15 protein-coding genes and 1 tRNA gene are annotated in these 18,326 nt (G+C 32.9%); 11 read left to right on the plus strand and 5 right to left on the minus strand.

Annotated features, from left to right (window positions below; genetic code table 11):
* Positions 1 to 24 precede the first annotated feature (24 nt).
* Positions 25 to 2,397 carry a DUF4471 domain-containing protein gene (locus M4I21_RS07050; protein ID WP_249558411.1) on the minus strand — a complete coding sequence of 791 codons (2,373 nt, stop codon included), beginning with the start codon at positions 2,395 to 2,397 and terminating at the stop codon, positions 25 to 27.
* A 115-nt stretch (positions 2,398 to 2,512) separates the two neighbouring features.
* Between M4I21_RS07050 and M4I21_RS07055 the strand changes: the two genes are divergently transcribed.
* The 4 genes from M4I21_RS07055 to M4I21_RS07070 are packed head-to-tail and all read left to right on the plus strand — an operon-like array spanning position 2,513 to position 6,076.
* The gene (locus M4I21_RS07055; protein ID WP_249558412.1) at positions 2,513 to 3,415 is read left to right on the plus strand and encodes a metallophosphoesterase; all 903 of its coding nucleotides are present in this window, start codon (positions 2,513 to 2,515) and stop codon (positions 3,413 to 3,415) included.
* Between the two features lie 48 nt (positions 3,416 to 3,463).
* Positions 3,464 to 4,111: a hypothetical protein gene (locus M4I21_RS07060; protein WP_249558413.1), complete on the plus strand. Its 648-nt coding sequence runs from the start codon at positions 3,464 to 3,466 to the stop codon at positions 4,109 to 4,111.
* 8 nt (positions 4,112 to 4,119) lie between these two features.
* Positions 4,120 to 5,364, plus strand: coding sequence for a DNA cytosine methyltransferase (locus M4I21_RS07065; protein WP_249558414.1), 1,245 nt, complete (start codon positions 4,120 to 4,122; stop codon positions 5,362 to 5,364).
* Between the two features lie 58 nt (positions 5,365 to 5,422).
* A complete protein-coding gene (locus M4I21_RS07070) occupies positions 5,423 to 6,076 on the plus strand; it encodes a hypothetical protein (protein ID WP_249558415.1) in 654 nt (217 codons plus the stop codon).
* 1 nt (position 6,077) lies between these two features.
* On the opposite strand, the gene feoB is transcribed toward M4I21_RS07070, so the two are convergent.
* From feoB to M4I21_RS07085, 3 genes are all read right to left on the minus strand, one after another.
* The gene (feoB, locus tag M4I21_RS07075; protein WP_249558416.1) at positions 6,078 to 8,303 is read right to left on the minus strand and encodes a ferrous iron transport protein B; all 2,226 of its coding nucleotides are present in this window, start codon (positions 8,301 to 8,303) and stop codon (positions 6,078 to 6,080) included.
* Positions 8,304 to 8,315: 12 nt separating this feature from the next.
* On the minus strand, positions 8,316 to 8,546 hold the full coding sequence (locus M4I21_RS07080; protein ID WP_249558417.1) for a FeoA family protein: 231 nt from the start codon (positions 8,544 to 8,546) through the stop codon (positions 8,316 to 8,318).
* 100 nt (positions 8,547 to 8,646) lie between these two features.
* Positions 8,647 to 9,318 (minus strand): SCO family protein, encoded by a 672-nt coding sequence (locus M4I21_RS07085; protein WP_249558418.1) that lies wholly within the window; start codon positions 9,316 to 9,318, stop codon positions 8,647 to 8,649.
* 153 nt (positions 9,319 to 9,471) lie between these two features.
* Here M4I21_RS07085 and rseP point away from each other — a divergent pair, with 153 nt between their 5' ends.
* The 3 genes from rseP (at position 9,472) to M4I21_RS07100 (ending at position 11,284) form a co-directional block, all read left to right on the plus strand.
* Complete coding sequence (gene rseP, locus M4I21_RS07090; protein ID WP_249558419.1) at positions 9,472 to 10,788, plus strand: RIP metalloprotease RseP; 1,317 nt, start codon at positions 9,472 to 9,474, stop codon at positions 10,786 to 10,788.
* Between the two features lie 77 nt (positions 10,789 to 10,865).
* A tRNA-Asn gene (locus M4I21_RS07095) sits at positions 10,866 to 10,939 on the plus strand.
* A 117-nt stretch (positions 10,940 to 11,056) separates the two neighbouring features.
* On the plus strand, positions 11,057 to 11,284 hold the full coding sequence (locus M4I21_RS07100; protein WP_249558420.1) for a CBU_0592 family membrane protein: 228 nt from the start codon (positions 11,057 to 11,059) through the stop codon (positions 11,282 to 11,284).
* A 7-nt stretch (positions 11,285 to 11,291) separates the two neighbouring features.
* Here the strand turns inward: M4I21_RS07100 and M4I21_RS07105 are convergent, their stop codons facing one another.
* Positions 11,292 to 11,894, minus strand: coding sequence for a TetR family transcriptional regulator (locus M4I21_RS07105; RefSeq protein ID WP_249558421.1), 603 nt, complete (start codon positions 11,892 to 11,894; stop codon positions 11,292 to 11,294).
* A 170-nt stretch (positions 11,895 to 12,064) separates the two neighbouring features.
* Here M4I21_RS07105 and M4I21_RS07110 point away from each other — a divergent pair, with 170 nt between their 5' ends.
* From M4I21_RS07110 to M4I21_RS07125, 4 genes are all read left to right on the plus strand, one after another.
* Positions 12,065 to 13,321, plus strand: coding sequence for an alkaline phosphatase family protein (locus M4I21_RS07110; RefSeq protein ID WP_249558422.1), 1,257 nt, complete (start codon positions 12,065 to 12,067; stop codon positions 13,319 to 13,321).
* 29 nt (positions 13,322 to 13,350) lie between these two features.
* Positions 13,351 to 16,443, plus strand: a complete 3,093-nt coding sequence (locus M4I21_RS07115) for a SusC/RagA family TonB-linked outer membrane protein (protein ID WP_249558423.1) — start codon at positions 13,351 to 13,353, stop codon at positions 16,441 to 16,443.
* A gap of 13 nt (positions 16,444 to 16,456) precedes the next feature.
* Positions 16,457 to 17,902: a SusD/RagB family nutrient-binding outer membrane lipoprotein gene (locus M4I21_RS07120; RefSeq protein WP_249558424.1), complete on the plus strand. Its 1,446-nt coding sequence runs from the start codon at positions 16,457 to 16,459 to the stop codon at positions 17,900 to 17,902.
* 228 nt (positions 17,903 to 18,130) lie between these two features.
* A complete protein-coding gene (locus M4I21_RS07125) occupies positions 18,131 to 18,322 on the plus strand; it encodes a hypothetical protein (RefSeq protein WP_072303626.1) in 192 nt (63 codons plus the stop codon).
* Positions 18,323 to 18,326 lie beyond the last annotated feature (4 nt).

An 18,326-nucleotide genomic window follows, 5' to 3' on the forward strand; every position in this document is an offset into this window, starting at 1 on the left:
TTCGCCTTTTTTTATGCTTTATAATTAACGATTCAATTCGTGCATTAAATCATCATATGTATATGTTTCTTTTGCTTCTTTGTCCTTTTTGTATAGAATCTCTACACGTATCGCTTTTAAGCCAGAAACACCTTGTAGGCCTTCTAGTTCTAGTACCTCTACATTTTTAGAGAAGTACCCTTTAGATCGTAAAAAACGTATGTAGCGTAAATACTCTAACTCATCTTTTTTCTGAGAGTAAACAATAGAGAGTTTGCCTTTCTGGGTTAATCTCTCATTAGTTCCTTTTATGTAAGACTTGTCTATACGTTTTTTAATAACCTCGTATCTAGCATTGTATGTACCATCTACATCAAAGCGTTTTTCATCCATTCTAAATCTAATAGAAAGAGATGTATTGTATACAAGTAATAGAGAAGCTACATCTAATTGTACTGGCAACTTTGGTTTTAGGTTGTAGTATTCATTTTCCATATCATACATTACCTGCAACTGCCACAATCTCAAGTTTTTTAAATAAAACGGATTGTATTCTTTGCTTTGCGATATAGATTCACCTATGTATATGTTATGCTCTATACCATCAGTCTTATAGCGCTCAAAATAATGAGGAAACATTTCTTGTGCTTCTACCTGTTTCTTGTCTAAAACCTGAGCAAGTTTTTCATTAATTTTCATTACACTACTATCATAGTTTTTTCTATGATCGTAATAAGAACCTGTATTAGGGTCTATACCCGCTTCGTATGCTGTTATTAAATCTACAACTTTAGATTCTGTGTTTTTTAAATGTTTAAATACAGGAGAAATCTCATCCTTAATAAACTCTAAAATTGTTTGCTCACTGCTAGTGTTTAAAATTTCTTTAACGTCATCTAAGTAGCTATTACTTCTAAACAATAATTCTTCATAAATATGAAGTTTATTAATTTCCCAAGCTTTAGTAAGTATTTTATTTGCTTCAGATAATTGAATTAATAAATCTTTCTGAATAGAATTATTTCTAAACGCAGATGAATCTTTTATGTCTATTTGTCCGTAAAGTGGGTGTACATCTTTAAAAACAATTTCTTTAAATGTAGGGTCTAAGCCTTCAGCATTTGCTCTAATAAAGCGTATTGCTTCATTTTCAAATTTCCATAGAACAGAAGAGTGTACTGTTGTACATTCTTGTTGTATAACAGCTTCAATAAGATTTTCTTCTTCAGTCTTAGATCGTAGTACAGCAGTAACGATGTATGGCATTACATCCTGTAGCTTTTGAGCGTTTACATTGTTTAAGTTGTATCTTTTTGTAGAAGCTAGTTCTAAAACTCCCAGCAATTGTTTCCCGTCAGATATTGGTGCTATAATAGCACTTTTAATATCTTGTTCTGCAAGTGTAGCGTATAAATTATTTTCTGGAGCTTGTTTGGCATATTTATCTATGTCTGAAATTACATAGTATTTATGCTCTTTTAATATAGCGTCATAAGAGTTTTTACACAGTGCGGTTTTACAATCTACATTTGCGCTTTTGTTAAGAATAAAACTTTCCATTCCTATTCCATGTACTCTCTCAAATGTATCTTCTTTACTATTGTGAACAGAGAAGCCAACTTTTAAATTAGGAAGACCAAATAACGATTTAAACGTATTTTGGAAGTCTTCCATAAAAAAGTCACTACCTCTTTTGTCATTAGAGATAAGACTAGACTTTATTTCTGATATAGAATGTTCAGCAGTAACATCAAACATATTAGAAATTACAAACCCTTTTGATGTAAAACTATTAGGCGGAATTTTTTGTTTCCATAGTTCTAAATTATCAAAGTTTTCTAGTAACTCATCAACATCTTCTTGCGTTAATTCCTTGGCAGTTTCATTAGGTATAATGTCTATAAAATCTGCATTGTATAAAATTCGGTAATGTTTCATAACTCCATTTTTATCTGGAATTTCATAAAACATTGGTCTTCTAAAATCTAAATTAAAACCATAATGAAAGTTTAATATTACGGTACTGGCCATAATATAATTTAATCTTTCTTCTACATTTTTAATCTCAAGCTCAAAACCTTCACCGGCATCTTCAATAATTTTTTTAAATCTTTCAGAAGAATTAAAAATTACATTTGCGTATGGTAATGATGCTGCTTTAATTTCATTCTTGGTTAATACTTCAGAAAAAGTATCTTGTAGAATTACATTAATAACATCTTTGTGTTTTTCTAATAAGTCTAAATCCGTAAAACCATCTCTTAGTTCCGGGTAAGATTTTTGGTAGTTTAAGATAAATCTAGCTTTTTGGGCAAGAAACAAGTCATTACCAACAGCCATTTTATCGTACTGTCTAAGTAGCTTGTCAAAACTAACAAGGCTTTTAAGCGGTAAATCTATTTCGTGTTCAAATTTCATTGTCCTTGCTTAGTCTTAAGATAGCGTACAAAATTACAAAATTATTATGACTTTTTATTTGGTAAGAGTTCAACTATTGAACCCTTTTTTAGATATTTATACAAAAATTAAAAGTATGTCCTCTTTTACAAGGTTAACCAGAGCGTATAAAAAGTCTAAAACTGTACCTTTTGATGATAGTTCTAAGTTCATACTTTTTAGCGATTGCCATAGAGGTGATAATAGTTTTGCTGATGATTTTGCAAATAACAGAAACATTTATTACCACGCGCTTCAGCATTATTTTAAGGAGGGTTTTAGTTATTTTGAGTTGGGTGATGGTGATGAACTTTGGGAGAATACATCGTTTGATTCTATTTTTACGGCACACAAAAATATATATGGTTTACTAAGGGAATTTCATCTGCAAAACAGGTTGTATATGATCTGGGGTAATCATGATATGGTGTACAAAGATCCTAGTTATGTAAAAAAACATTTATCTAGTTATTTTGAGCCTATAGATGGTAAAGACAAAGACTTATTTATGGGCATTACTTATCATGAAGGCATAGTACTTAAACATAAAAATACAGAACAAGAGTTATTTTTAACACACGGTCACCAAGCGGATTGGTGGAACTATACTTTTTGGCGTGTAGGCAGGTTTTTAGTGCGTGTACTATGGAAACCATTACAGGTATGGGGAATTGCAGATCCTACTAGTCCCGCTAAAAATCATAAAGAGCTTATAAAAGTTGAAAAAAGAATTAAACGTTGGATACTGCGTAATGATGAAAAACTCACAATAGTAGGGCATACACATAGACCGCGATTTCCAGAACCAGGTGATATTCCCTTTTTTAATGATGGAAGTTGTGTGCACCCTAGAAGTATAACGGGAATAGAGATTGAAAACGGTAAAATTTCATTGATAAAATGGCAAATTTCTACAGCAGAAGATGGTACGTTGCGAGTAGTTCGAGTTTTGCTAGAAGGACCACAAAAGTTAATAGATTACCAGAAGGCAAAGAACTAGTGTTTTAATTTTTATACTTTTACACCACCATTAACTATAAAAACACATATGAAAAAGAGTATTGCACTATTGGCATTATTACTAACCGTATCTTCTTGTTGGAAGAATAAAAGCCCAGAAGATTTAATTAGGTTAAAAGAGAAATTTAAATCGCAAGTGTCTTCTTTTGAAAAGAAAAAGATTACTGCTAATAAAAATGTAACGAAAGGATTAACCTCTTTAAGTGCTTTAAAAGGAGCTTTGGAAGAAGCTAAGAATGAAGATAAAGAGTTTGCTAAAGTTTATGGCGACTGGGAAAAAGTAAATAAACGCGTAGAAAACTTAAATAAAGAGTACGAAGATTTAAAAACTAAGGCTTCTAACTTGTTTACCGCTATGGAAACCCAAACCAATAGTTTAAGCGATGCTCAAAGTAAAAAAACGCTACTAAGTGCTATTTCTAAAGCACGTACCAAATACAATGCAACTTTAACGAATACATCTAAGGCAATTGCGAAGTTACGTTTATTGCACGGGGATGCAGTAGAAGTGGTAAAGGCACTAGAGGTGGCTGCAGCATTAAATTCTTTTGATAACATAAACAATCAAATGGAAAGTATAGAAGGCCGTGTAGAGGGTATTATGCAAGAGTTAAATGTTGCTGTTGTTGAGAGTAAAAAACTATACGAAAAGAAAATTACAGAATTAGGAGAGTAATCTAAACTATGGTAGTAAAAGAACAATTGTTACGTATTGAAGATGTTGCATTAGAATTAAATGTTTCCCAGAAAATTATTAGGAAACATATACATTCTGGTGCGTTAAAATCTACAAAAACAGTTGGTGTACATTACTTAAGTCCAAAAGATGTAAAGGCTTTTGCAAAAAGCAATGTACTTACTAAAGCACCTAAGAAAGAGGTGAAAAATATAATTTCAAAGTCAATAAAAACAGATGATGTAAATTGGATAGCTATTGTTGATAGCTGGGAAAAGCCGTCTAAGACGGAGCTTACATCTGCAGATTTGTTTTGCGGTGCTGGTGGTATGGCAAAGGGTTTTGAAATGGCAGGTTTTAAACAGGTTGGGGGTTTAGACTGGTTTAAAGAAGCTGGTATGACCTACCGAGAAAACTTTAATCACCCACATATTTTAGGAGACATTACTCAGAAAGAAGTAAAAGATAAATTTATAGAAACCGTGCAAAGCTCTTTAAAAGGGAAGTCTTTAACAGTATTGTCTGGTGGCTTTCCTTGTCAAGGTTTTAGTATGTCTGGTAGTCGTATTGTAGAAGATGATCGCAATTCTCTTTACAAAGATATGCTGGAGATTATTGATGCTTTGCAACCTGAATTTATAGTAGCAGAGAATGTAAAAGGTTTGCGTTCTATGCTAAAAGGTAAGGTAGAGGATAAAATAAAAGAGGATATAGCAAAACTTGGTTACAATGTAAATGTTACGGTTTTAAATGCAGCTAATTATTATGTGCCTCAAAAAAGAGAGCGTATTATTTTTGTTGCAAATAGAATAGGGAAGAAGAACTACCATCCTAAACCATTGTTAACACCAAAGAATTACGTAACCACAAAGCAAGCAATACAAGATTTAGTAAAACACAAAGACGATGTTAATTTTAACCACGTGCGTACCAAGCATAGTGATGATATGAAAAGTCGTTTAGCTAAAGTTGAAGAAGGTAAAAGTTTGTATGATAATTATTCTGATTCTTGGAAAAAGTGTCCTTGGAATGAAGCTAGTTGTACTATAAAAGAAAACCACGGAGGTGTTAATATACACCCTATAGAACCAAGAGTTATTACGGTTAGGGAAATGGCTAGATTGCAGTCTTTTCCGGACGATTTTATTTTTAAAGGTGCTAAAGGAAAACAGATGATGCAGATTGGTAATGCCGTACCACCATTATTAGCTAAGGCAATTGCTTTGGCGGTAAGAGAAACCCTGGCAGTGTAGTTTATTGGTGTAATCGTCAAAATTCTAACAGTGCGTTTTAATCTTAATAGCTATTACAATGAACGCATTAGAATTTGATAACCTTAGTATAGAACTGCAAAAACTTGCTCCAGAAATACCACTTCAATGGGGGAAAATACAAAACAATAGTACAGATAAAAAAGTACATCTTTTTAGGTGTAAAACACTTAGCTCTTTAGAAGCTGAGATTGATTCTCTAAATCTAGAAGATAAAAACTATTTTAGACGCAGATGGTTTTTATGGCAATGCTCTAGATGCGATGAATATCTTTTTTACATAAATGATGAGGTTACTAGAAACCCGAATAGTAAAGATCAGAATTACGATATTGAATTTTATAATAATTTAGATTTGCGGTTTGATGTAAAAGGGACTTTAGTGCCAAAAGAGCTTAGAAGTAACTTTAGTTTACAACACCCAGAAAAAATTGTAAATTTTTATTACAGTAAGCAAAGTACAGGTAAACGTAGTCATTTACAAAACCGATTATTTATAGTGCATCATTCTTTTAGGGAAGCTAAAAGAGCTTTGGAGTTGCGATGTGCTTGGGATTACAAGCGCATAGTGTACCGTGCTCTTATTCATCGACTTAAAACAAATAAAAAATTTATTAGTTATCTAAATGTATCTGCAATAGTGGTGTTTGTTATAGAAAAACAAGACGGATCGCTTTGTTATAGTATTGCGTAGCTTATTTTAAAATCTGATAAGCAATAAGTGCAACTATGTAAGCAAAACTACTCATAAAAACCAGTTGAGCAGCAGGCCATTTCCAGCTGTTAGTCTCTCTTTTTACAACGGCAAGAGTACTCATACATTGCATTGCAAAAGCATAAAACAATAATAAAGAAACACCAGAAGCTAAGTTAAATAAAGGTTTCCCGTTCCAAGGGTTTACCTCGGCAGCCATACGGTTTTTAATAGTTTCTTCTTCGTCATTACCAACACTGTAAATAGTGGCTAGTGTGCCCACGAAAACCTCACGAGCAGCAAATGATGTAATTACTGCAATTCCAATTTTCCAATCGTACCCTAATGGTTTAACAATAGGTTCTATTGCTTTACCGGCATAGCCAATAAAAGAGTGTTCTAATTTAAAACTTGCAATTTCTTCATTTTCTGCTTTTTGGTGGAGTGCAGCAGCACGCACGGTAACAGAGTCTTTTATGTTTGCAATGGATAATGTTGGGTTATTTGTTGTTAATATTTCTTTGTAGCTTGTAATTTCTTCTTCAATATGATTTTGGTTAAACTCAGAAAAACCAGCGGTTTTAATTCTAGTTTTAACAATGTCTTCCGCATTTTTAAAATTATCAGAAAGGCCATAAGACCCCAGTACCCATAGTATAATAGATATTGCTAAAATAATTTTACCAGCTCCATATACAAAACTTTTTGTTTTCTCCCAAACGGTGTAAGCTACGTTCTTAAATAATGGTAGTTTGTAGCTTGGCATTTCTATGACAAAGAATGTTCTACTATTAATTTTTAATATTTTATGTAGAACCATCGCAGAAAATATAGACATACCAAAGCCAAGTAAATACAATAGCATTAAAGTTAAAGCTTGGTAGCTAAGACCTAAAAAGGTGCCTTCTGGTATAACAAGAGCAATAATTATTAAGTACACAGGCAAACGAGCAGAGCAAGTTGTAAAAGGTGTTACTAGTATAGTTATAAGTCGTTCTTTCCAGTTTTCTATGGTCCTAGTGGCCATTACAGCGGGTATGGCGCAGGCTGTACCAGAAATTAGCGGCACAACACTTTTTCCACTTAACCCAAACGGACGCATTAGCTTGTCCATTAAAAATACGACCCTACTCATATATCCACTTTCTTCAAGCAGCGATATAAACAAGAATAAAAATGCAATTTGAGGAATAAAAATAACAATACCTCCAATACCTGCGATAATACCTTCAGCAAGTAAATTTGTAAATGCACCAGGTGGTAAGGTGTGCTTTGTCCACTCGCTCATTTGAGCAAAGCTTTCGTCTATAAAATCCATTGGGTAGCTACTCCAAACATATATGCCTTGAAAAATGGTTAGCAGAATTAAAAAGAAAATAAGGTAACCGTAAACTTTGTGGGTAAGAACTTTATCTAGTGTAGCTCTAAATCCCTTTGCAATAGCTAGATCTACCTTATAGGTTTCTTTTAAAATGTTATTTATAAATTGATATCTTAAAACAGTTTCTCTGTGCTGAAGCTTTTTAAGTTCGGTATTAGATTTTGTAGAGAATGAAGTGGCGTCTTTTATTTTCTTCTTCTCTATGGGCATAAAGTTTACATCTTGTGTAATAACTAGCCATAGCTTATAAACTTCTTCTTTAGGGAAGGCAGTTCTAAGTTTATTAAAATATTCTGGGGCAATTGTAGTGGTGTCTATATTTGGTTTAATAGACAGGTTCTTGTAATCTGCTATAAGTTCTTTTAAGGTGTCTATACCAGTTCCTTTTCTTGTGCTTACTAGTGCAATCTTTGTATTAAGTTTAGCTTCTAATAAAGAGATATCTAGTGTAATCCCTTTTCGGGTCATACGATCTGCCATATTAATGACTAAAATAGCAGGTATTTTAAGGTCTTTTATTTGTGTAAATAAAAGTAAGTTACGTTTTAAGTTTTCTACATCTGTAACAACAACTGCAACATCTGGAAAATCTTTATCGTTTTTGTTTAATAGTAATTCAACAACCACACTCTCGTCTAAAGAGGTTGTGTTTAAGCTGTAGGTTCCTGGTAAATCTATTATGTGTGCCTTAACACCACGAGGTAATTTACAAATACCTTCTTTTTTCTCTACGGTAATACCTGGGTAATTACCTACTTTTTGTTTTAATCCTGTAAGCTGATTAAAAACAGATGTTTTTCCGGTATTTGGGTTACCAATTAAGGCTACATTAATATTCTTGCTCATACTCAATTACATTCATTCAATTAAATCTACTTCTATTAAGCTTGCTGTAGATTTTCTTATCGCTATATGTGAGCCATTTACATTAATGTAAATAGGGTCTTTTAGAGGAGCAATCTGTACTAGTTCTATGATGTTACCTGGTAAGCAACCCATTTCTAGGAGCTTTATAGGTAGCGTGTCCTCGGAGAAATCTTTTATAATTCCTCGTTGACCTTGTTTTAGTTGTGTTACAGTAATGCCCAATTTTTATTTAGATTGATTTTAAGTAAGAGCAAAAGTACGGGAAAAAAAGTAAACGAATAGAACTCTATATTAATTTTTTAAAATCTTTAACACAGGGTAATTATTCTGCGTATGAAGCTTTTAGAATTTTAATATCTTCTAGTAATTTTTCAATCTCTATAGGATCTGTACCGTCGTAAGTACCACGGATTCGTTTTTCTTTATCAACCAAAACAAAATTCTCTGTATGTACCATACTGTAAGGGTTGTTTAAATCTGTTTTTGCCGCCATATAAGATTTTCGGGCTAAGTCGTATATTTCTTTTCTGTCACCAGTAACTAAATTCCATTTACGGTCTATAACACCTTTTTCTATAGCGTACTTTTTAAGCTGAGCAACAGAATCTATTTCTGGAGTAACAGAATGAGATAAAAGCATTACCTCTTCGTCATCCTTAATAGACTCTTGTACCCTTGCCATATTTTTTGTCATTACTGGACATATAGTTTGACACGTGGTAAAAAAGAAATCGGCAACATAAATTTTATTGGCGTAATTATCTTGAGTAATAATTTCACCGTTTTGGTTGGTGAGTTTAAAATCTGCTACAGTGTGGTACTTTTTTTTGTGTAACAGTGTAACATCTACTAATTCTGCATTAAAGTCTGCAGGTTGGTAAATTGGTAGTTTTACTTCTGGTTTTAGCGCACTATAAAAGAGCGTAATAATAATGGCAGAGATTATTAAAAGAACAATGCCAAAAACTTTAAATCTACTAAAAAACGACCCCATACTTTTTTATGCAAATTTACAATAGACACGGGTAATAATCAATACAATAAGATATTAAATAATTCATAAAAATGATCCTGTTAGAACTATAATTTTTTGTAAGAACTCGTAAAAGTGTACTTTTGGACGATTTTAAAAATTAAAAAAGATTTAATGGAATTATTTATTCAGATTGTTCAGTTTATATTAATTATATCAGTGCTTGTTATATTACATGAGCTGGGGCATTTTATTCCTGCCAAGTATTTTAAAACCAAGGTAGAGAAGTTTTATTTGTTTTTTGATGTAAAATTTTCGCTTTTTAAAAAGAAGATAGGCGATACCGTTTATGGTATTGGATGGCTGCCTTTGGGTGGTTATGTTAAGATTGCAGGTATGATAGACGAAAGTATGGATACTGAGCAAATGAAGAGCGAACCACAACCGTGGGAGTTTAGAAGTAAGCCGGCTTGGCAACGTTTAATTATTATGTTAGGTGGTGTAACTGTAAACTTCTTTTTGGCTTGGTTTATTTATACTATGCTGTTATTTAATAATGGAGATACATATATTCCTGCAGATAATTTAAAGCACGGAATTTTAATAGATTCTATTGGTGAACAATTAGGTTTAAAAACAGGAGATAAGATTTTAGCTATAGACGGTAAAAAGAGTAAGAAATTTACAGATGCTGTTTTAGATATTATTTTAGGTGATGATGTTACTGTAAATCGTGACGGAAAAGAAATAACTGTGCCGCTAAGTCCAGAAGGTAAAGAGGCAGTTTTTAGTACACAAGGAAGAAACTTTTTAGGATACAGACAAAAGGCTATTATAGATAGTGTTTTACCTGGTTCGGCTGCGGATAACGGTGGTGTGGTTAAAGGAGATGAAATTGTAGCCGTAAACGGAAAAAAAGCAAGTTATTGGAACGAGTTTGTTGGTGTAATACAAGCGTCTCCAGAAAAAGATATAAAAGTTGAGGTCTTACGTAACGGACAAACTAAAAACTTAAATATTACAGTACCTAAAGAGGCTGCGATAGGTGTTGTTTTAAGTAAAAAAGATTTATTTGTTACAGATGAGTATAGCTTTTTTGGAGCTATACCAGAAGGTTTTAATAAAACTATAGCTGTGTTAACTATGCAGATTAGACAGTTTAAAGTCATCTTTAATACTAAGACAGGTGCTTATAAACAAGTTAAAGGGCCAATTGGTATTGTAGAAATGATGCCTAAACAATGGGATTGGACTTTTATTTGGTCTTTTATGGCAATGTTCTCTGTTTGGTTGGCTTTTCTTAATATTTTACCTATTCCAGCATTAGATGGCGGACACGTAATGTTTTTATTATACGAAATTATTTCTGGACGCCCACCAAGTGAAAAAGTGTTAGAGAAAGGGCAAATAATTGGTTTTGTAATACTTATGGGTCTTATGGCAATTGTCTTTGGAAACGACATCTGGAATATTATAAAGAAATTTATATAAGTTTTAATTTTTTGTTTGCAGATATTAAAAAAACTTATATATTTGCACCCGCTTACAGATGTTATGTCTGTTAACATTCCTCCTTAGCTCAGTTGGTTAGAGCATCTGACTGTTAATCAGAGGGTCCTTGGTTCGAGCCCAAGAGGGGGAGCAAAACAAACCTCAACTAGAAATAGTTGAGGTTTTTTGCTTTTATAGAGTTAACAAACTAACTATTTCTTTCTATCCCTAATTTTTCCTTTATCTTTTCGGTCTTAAAAGTAAAACTATGTTCGCAATTATTGGTTGGTTAGGCGCATTGCTATTTATAGTGTCTTACTTGCTATTAAGTATGGGGAGACTATCTTCTAAGTCTAGACTATACCATATTTTAAACATACTAGGAGCTGTTTGTTTAATAGCAAATGGATTTGCTTTAAACGACTTTCCTAATATTGTGGTTAATGCTGTATGGGCTGGTATTGGGGTTTATGCTATCTTAAAAATTGTTAAGTAATAGTTTTCTAGCTTTTAAACTCTAATATATTTAACGCATACTTAATGTAAACAGCCTCTTTCTGTTTGTAGTCTTCCGTTTTTTCATTAAAAAGTCCCAAATAATAGTAAGCCCCATCTATTAAGGCAAATATTATTTCTGTTACCTCATTGATGTCTGTGTTGCCAATAACATCATTTTCTTTTGCCTCGGTTAGCTTTTTGTTTAAAACGCTGTGTAGCGCCTGTAAGTAGCTCTTAAAGCTCTCGTTAAAGTCTTTTTTTCTATAAATTAAAGCATAACAACTGTAGAAAACACCATCATCAAAATACGTATTCCAATTTCTAGAGAAAAGTGAGGTTATTAGATTGTGAAGTTTTTGTTTGGAGTCTATTACATCAATTTCATTGTTTTGTACAATATTTAAATGCTGTTCTAGTATAAATTCATTTAGCCCAAGTAGTAATTCGTCTTTGGTTTTAAAATAGTGCATTATTAATCCATTGCTTATGCCTAGATGCTCTGCCACCTTTGCTATAGAAGAGTTTTCTAGTCCAATTTCTTTTGCTACTTTATAGAACGCTTTTATTATTTCTTTTCTTCTTTCTACAGATACACTTTTTCTTCCCATGTAAGATTTTTATTTAGACAAATGTAACATTTTAAGATAATTACACTCCTGCCAATCCTTTTGCAAGTTAACGTTTATTTAAAGTTTTATTAATTGAACATTCATTCAATTTATAATTTATAAAAATACTTTTGACGCAGATTTTAAAGTAACCAATCAACCTTAGAAAAATGCGACTTCAATTTAAATACGTTTTACTTCTTTCATTTTTAATAGCTCAACTATGTGTAGCGCAAAAAAATGAAAACACTTCAAAAGAAAAGAAAGTAGTTTTTATTATAGTAGATGGTATTTCTACAGATATGCTACAAAAAGCACCAACACCTTTTTTAGATAGTATAGCTGCTAGTGGTAGTTATTCTAAAGCTTACGTTGGTGGCAAAAAAGATGACTATTCTGAGACCCCTACAATTTCTGCAGTAGGTTATAATAGCTTACTTACGGGTACTTGGGTAAATAAACATAATGTTTATGGTAACAGTATTAAGAAGCCTAATTATAATTACCCAACAATTTTTAAGGTTTTTAAAGATCAATACCCGGAAAAAAGGACAGCTATTTTTTCTACTTGGTTAGACAATAGAACAAAACTTATTGAGGGTGAGGGAGAAGTAAAAAATGTAACTCTTGATTATGCTTTTGATGGTTTAGAGGTTGATACAATTAATTACCCGCACGATGCTTACAAACAATACATAAAAAAGATTGATAATGATGTAGCTGTTGAGGCTGCCAGATATATTACAGCTGAAGGGCCAGATTTATCTTGGGTGTATCTAGAGTATACAGACGATGTAGGTCACGGTTTAGGAGATAGTCCACAATTAGACGCAGCAATTACCTATGAAGACGCTTTGGTTGGTAAGATATGGAATGCCATTAAAGAACGCGAAGCAAATTTTAATGAAGATTGGTTGTTGGTGGTTACTACAGACCATGGTCGTAGTCCAAAAGATGGGCGTCACCATGGCGGACAAACAGATCGCGAGCGTGCTACATGGATTGTAACTAATGAAAAAAACACCAACAATTACTTTGCTAAAGAAACAGTGGCAATTACAGATATCTATCCTTCAATGTTGCGTTTTTTAAATATAGATGTTTCAAAAGAAGTACGTTTTGAAATGGATGGAACTGCGTTTATAGGCGAGATAGATGCTTACGATTTATCTGCTACTCAAGAAAATGATAAGATTGTCATCCGTTGGAAAAATAACTCAGAGAAAAACCTAAAGGGTACCATCTACACTTCTAACACCAATCAAATTAAAGAAGGAAAAAAAGAAATTTATAAGCGTGAAGCTAAAGTGAGTTTGGCTAATGAAGAGACTACGCTATTGCTTAATCAGCATACAGGCAAGATGTTAAAAATAGTATTAGAAACTCCAAACAATGTACTTAATACGTGGTACATAAACAATAACTAAAAACCAATTTAACTTAACATTAAAAGAAAATGAATCTTAGAATTACTTTGTTTGTATTACTGTTTATATCTTATTTAGGATATGGGCAACAACCTATAAAAGGTAAGGTTGTAGACGAGAATAACATACCCTTAATGGGCGCAAGTATTGTTGTTGCTAATACTACTAATGGCACAACAACAGATTTTGACGGGAACTATACGATTACCGTAGCAAAAGGGGAGACACTAACGTTTTCTTCTATGGGTTTTAAAACAAAACAGTTTACGGTTGCAGATGCTACTACTATAAATATTACGCTTATAGAAGATGCTGCTGCATTAGAAGAAGTGGTGGTAACTGCATTGGGTATAAAAAGAGAAAAAAAGGCGCTAGGTTATGCAGTGCAAGAGGTACAAGGTTCGTCTTTAGAAAAAGCAAAAGAACCAAATTTAGTAAACTCATTAACGGGTAAGGTTGCTGGCTTAAATATTAAGAACTCCACAGATTTGTTTCAGAGTCCGGAAATTAGTTTAAGAGGTGCTAAACCCCTGGTGGTTATAGATGGTATACCAGACCGTTCTGCAGATATTTGGAAAATTAATTCTGATGATGTAGAAAATATTAGTGTGCTTAAAGGAGCTACAGCTTCTGCGTTATATGGTTCTGCAGGTAGAAACGGAGCTATAATGATTACCACTAAAAAAGGAGAAAAAGGAAGACTGACTGTGACGATTAATAGTTCGGTACTTTTTCAGCCATCTTTTATTAAAGTGCCAGATGTGCAAACAGTTTATGGTAATGGTAACCAAGGACAATATGCATACATTAATGGTCTAGGTAGTGGTTCTGAAGGTGGTGGTTGGATCTGGGGACCTAAAGTAGATCAGTTAAACCCAAGCACAGCAAGTGGTTTTTTTGAAACTCCGCAATACAATAGTCCTAAAGATGCTGCAGGAAATTTAATGCCGCTTCCGTTTACATCAAGAGGAAAAAATAATATTAAAGATTTTTTTCAAACGGGGTCTATACAAACCAATAACGTAAGTGTAAATTGGGGTAGCGATAAGGCTAGTTATAGGATGTCTGTTTCTAATGTGTACCAAAAAGGGATAGTGCCAAATACAGATTTAGGAAATACATCTTTTACAATTGGCGGTACATTAAATCCGTCTGATAATTTTAAAGTAAGCTCTAACCTAACTTACAATAAGCAGTACACAGATAATTTTCCTGAGGTTGGTTACGGACCAACAAACTATTTGTACAATTTGGTTTTATGGACAGGTGTAGATGTAGATGTTAAGGATTTACGTAATTATTGGAGAGAAGATCAAGAAGGCTACCAGCAAAGACATTTTAATGTGTCTTATTATAACAATCCATATTTTCAGGCATATGAATATGAGCGTGGCTATGATAAAGATAATGTGTTTGGTAATATTGCATTTGAATATAATATTACACAAGAGTTTAGTGTTAAGAGTACAAGTGGTATAAATGTAAATAGTTTAAATAGAACCTATAAAGAGCCTAAGAGTTATGTGGGTTATGGTAATAAATCTTTGGGTAATTTTACAAATGCAGATAGTAAGTATTTTGATATTATTACAGATTTAGGGTTAAAGTACGAGAAGAATTTTTCTGATGATTTTACATTAAAAAGTGAAGTTGCTGTCTCTAATTATTATCGTAATTCTAAATGGGCTAGTACACAAACAGATGGTTTAAATATTCCTGGTTTTTACAATTTAGCAAATAATGCAGGAGCTAGCTATATAGCTTCTAATAGAGAAGAAGAAGAGGCAATAAAAAGTGTTTATGGTTTTGTAGATATGTCTTTTTATAATGCATTTTATTTATCTGTAACTGGTAGAAACGATAAGGTGTCTACCTTACCAAAAGAAAATAATTCTTTCTTTTATCCGTCTGTATCTGGATCTTTGGTTTTATCTAGTCTTTTTGATATGCCAAATGCTATAAGCTTTGCTAAATTAAGAGGTTCTTGGTCTAGGGTGTCTGAAGGTAAAATAGGCAGCGATCCATATAGTTACATACAGGCTTACGATAAAGGCACTACTTGGAATGGTAAAACATCTGCGTCTTTTGGATCTAGTTTATTAGCGCCTGGTTTAGAGCCAGAAACATCAGACACTTGGGAAGTTGGCGCAAACCTAAGATTGTTTAACAATCGTTTAGGTCTAGATGTTGCTTATTTTGAAGCTAGAGATTACAATAACTTAATTTATAGTCCAATTTCTGATGGTACAGGGTACGAGAGTATGTTGTTAAATGGGGATGAATACAAGCGTAAAGGGATAGAATTTGTTTTAAATGCTAAGCCAATTGAAACAGCCAATTTTAGCTGGGATATGCTAGTTAACTTTAGTAAATTTCGAAGATATCAAGAAGAAATTTACGGAGATAGAGAACAAACAGAAGGTTTTATAAAAGTAGGGGAACGTACAGATAAAATTTATGCAGATGTATACCAAACTAATGAAAACGGAGAAGTTGTTTTTGAGAATGGTTTCCCTGTAAGCGATCCATACCAAAGATATATTGGAGAAGACGATCCAGATTGGACATACGGTATTACAAATACATTAAAATATAAGAATCTTAATTTATCTTTCTTATTTGATGGTAGAATAGGCGGATTGTTATATTCTACAACAAACCAAAAAATGTGGTGGGGTGGTAAGCATAAAGGAACTGTTAATCAATTTAGAGATGATGCTAATGATGGTGTTAGTTCTTATGTAGCTCCAGGAGTTAAAGTAGTTAGTGGTGCGGTAGCTTATGATGTTAATGGTGTAATAACTAATGATACTAGAGTTTATGCTCCAAACGATGTTGCTGTAAACTATATCAACTTTATGCAAACTACAAGTAATGGTCATACTAAAAACTATCATTATTATAAGGAGTCATTTGTAAAGCTAAGAGAGGTTACACTTACCTATAATTTTCCTAAAAAAGTATTAGACCAAACGCCAATACACGAGTTTAGTTTGTCTTTAATAGGTCGTAATCTTTGGTTAAATTCAGATGTTCCTAATATAGATCCGGATTCGGGTGTAGATGCATTACAGGCACCATCAACTAGGAATATTGGACTTAACTTAAATGTAAAATTTTAAATAAAAAATAAAAATGAAAAAGTATAGTTTATATTTTCTGTGTGCCCTTTTCTTTACGGTAAGTTGTACTAAAATAGAAGAGTTACAAGACGATCCTAACAGGGCAACTTCTGTTAGTCCAGATTTGTTATTAACAAATATAGAAACAAAGGCTTTTGATAATGTTAGCTTAAATAGCGCATTAGCGAGTAGGTATTTAACATTTACCGATGGTGTTAATGAAAATCAATACTACAACTGGCAACAAGCATCATTTGCAAATTATGACAATATAAAGCAGGTGCATAAAATGATAGAAGAAAGTAAAAATGCAGAAATAGAGGTCTATGCAATTTTAGGGAAATTCTTTAATGCTTATTTTGCTACGGAACTTACATTAGTCTTTGGAGATGTTCCATTTAGTGAAGCCGTTTCTGTAGAAAAGGAAAATTATACTCCTGCTTACGATTCTCAAGAAGAAATTTTTCTAAAGGTTTTGGGAGATTTAAGGTCGGCTTCAAATGAGCTTGCAGCTAATGATGAGCTTATTCTTGGAGATGTAATTTATGATGGTGATAAAACAAAATGGCGTAAATTAATTAACTCGTATTATTTAAGAGTGTTAATGCTATTGTCTAATAAAACAGATGTTGCGTCTTTAGATGTTATAGGTAGGTTTAAAGAGGTTATAGAAAACCCAACTAAATATCCAATTTTTAGCTCTAATGCAGATAATGGTGTATTGACTTATGTAAACATTCAAGACAACAGATACCCTTTATTTAATAATAATAGTTTGCAAACGGCTTATTATATGGAAGCGTCTTTTGTAGACAGACTTAAAACATTAGGGGACCCTAGATTATTTGTGTTTGCAGAAAAAACTCCTACATCATCAGCCTTGGCAAATGATGACTTTACTGCTTATGACGGCCTGTATGGCAGTGCAATTTTTAGTGATAACGCCGCGAAAGCAGTTGCGGGTAATGCATCTAGAATAGCACCAAGATTTTATAATGACCCCGTAAATGAGCCTAGCTTGCTAATTGGGTATTCTGAGCTACAGTTTATTTTGGCAGAAGCAGTCGCTAGGACGTGGATTTCTGGAGACGTAGTAGTGTATTATAAAGAAGGTATTAAGGCTTCAATGACTTTTTACGGTATTACAGACTCAGATACTTATATAGCAAAGTCAGAAGTTCAGTTAAGTGCAAGTAACCCAATCAAAAGTATTGCTACGCAAAAGCATATTGCTTTATTTCTAAATACAGGATGGCAAATGTTTTACGATCAGCGCAGAACAGGATTCCCAGAGTTTAATGTAGATGGTGGTGGAACTTTAAATGAAGGTAGAATACCTAAAAGATGGTTGTACCCTTCTAGCGAGGCTATAAATAACGGAACAAGTCTAAGCGAAGCTATAAACAAACAGTTTCCTTTAGGTGATGATATAAATTCACAAATGTGGATTTTAAAATAAGGGTATTTACAGTTTAAATATCGTTTTTTAGTTTGTTTAACTAGCGCCCTAGGCGCTAGTTTTTCATTTTCAAAAGGGATTACATCCTGTTTTTAATTGTAACTATTTGTTTTTTAGTCAATTACTATATCGTTGTAGTGGCGGTTTTGGGGTGATATAACAAAATTTTAACACTTTTAACTTGGAATTGGACGCTAATAATGTATGTTGTAGCAAAACAATTTCAATATGAAGATTATACAAGTCAAAAGAAAAAGCAAAGTAGAAAAGAGGTACACCAAGAGAATGGGACAGCTTGCAGCTAAAGTGACTTACGTTAAGAAATACGTTTTTGGAGTGCCTATAAAAACACTATATAAGTACAGACAGACTTATTATGGTGAAATTAAAGATTGCAAAGATTGTCATCTGTTTGTTTAAAATA

The sequence above is a fragment of the Cellulophaga sp. 20_2_10 genome, from assembly GCF_023476645.1.
GTDB lineage: Bacteria > Bacteroidota > Bacteroidia > Flavobacteriales > Flavobacteriaceae > Cellulophaga.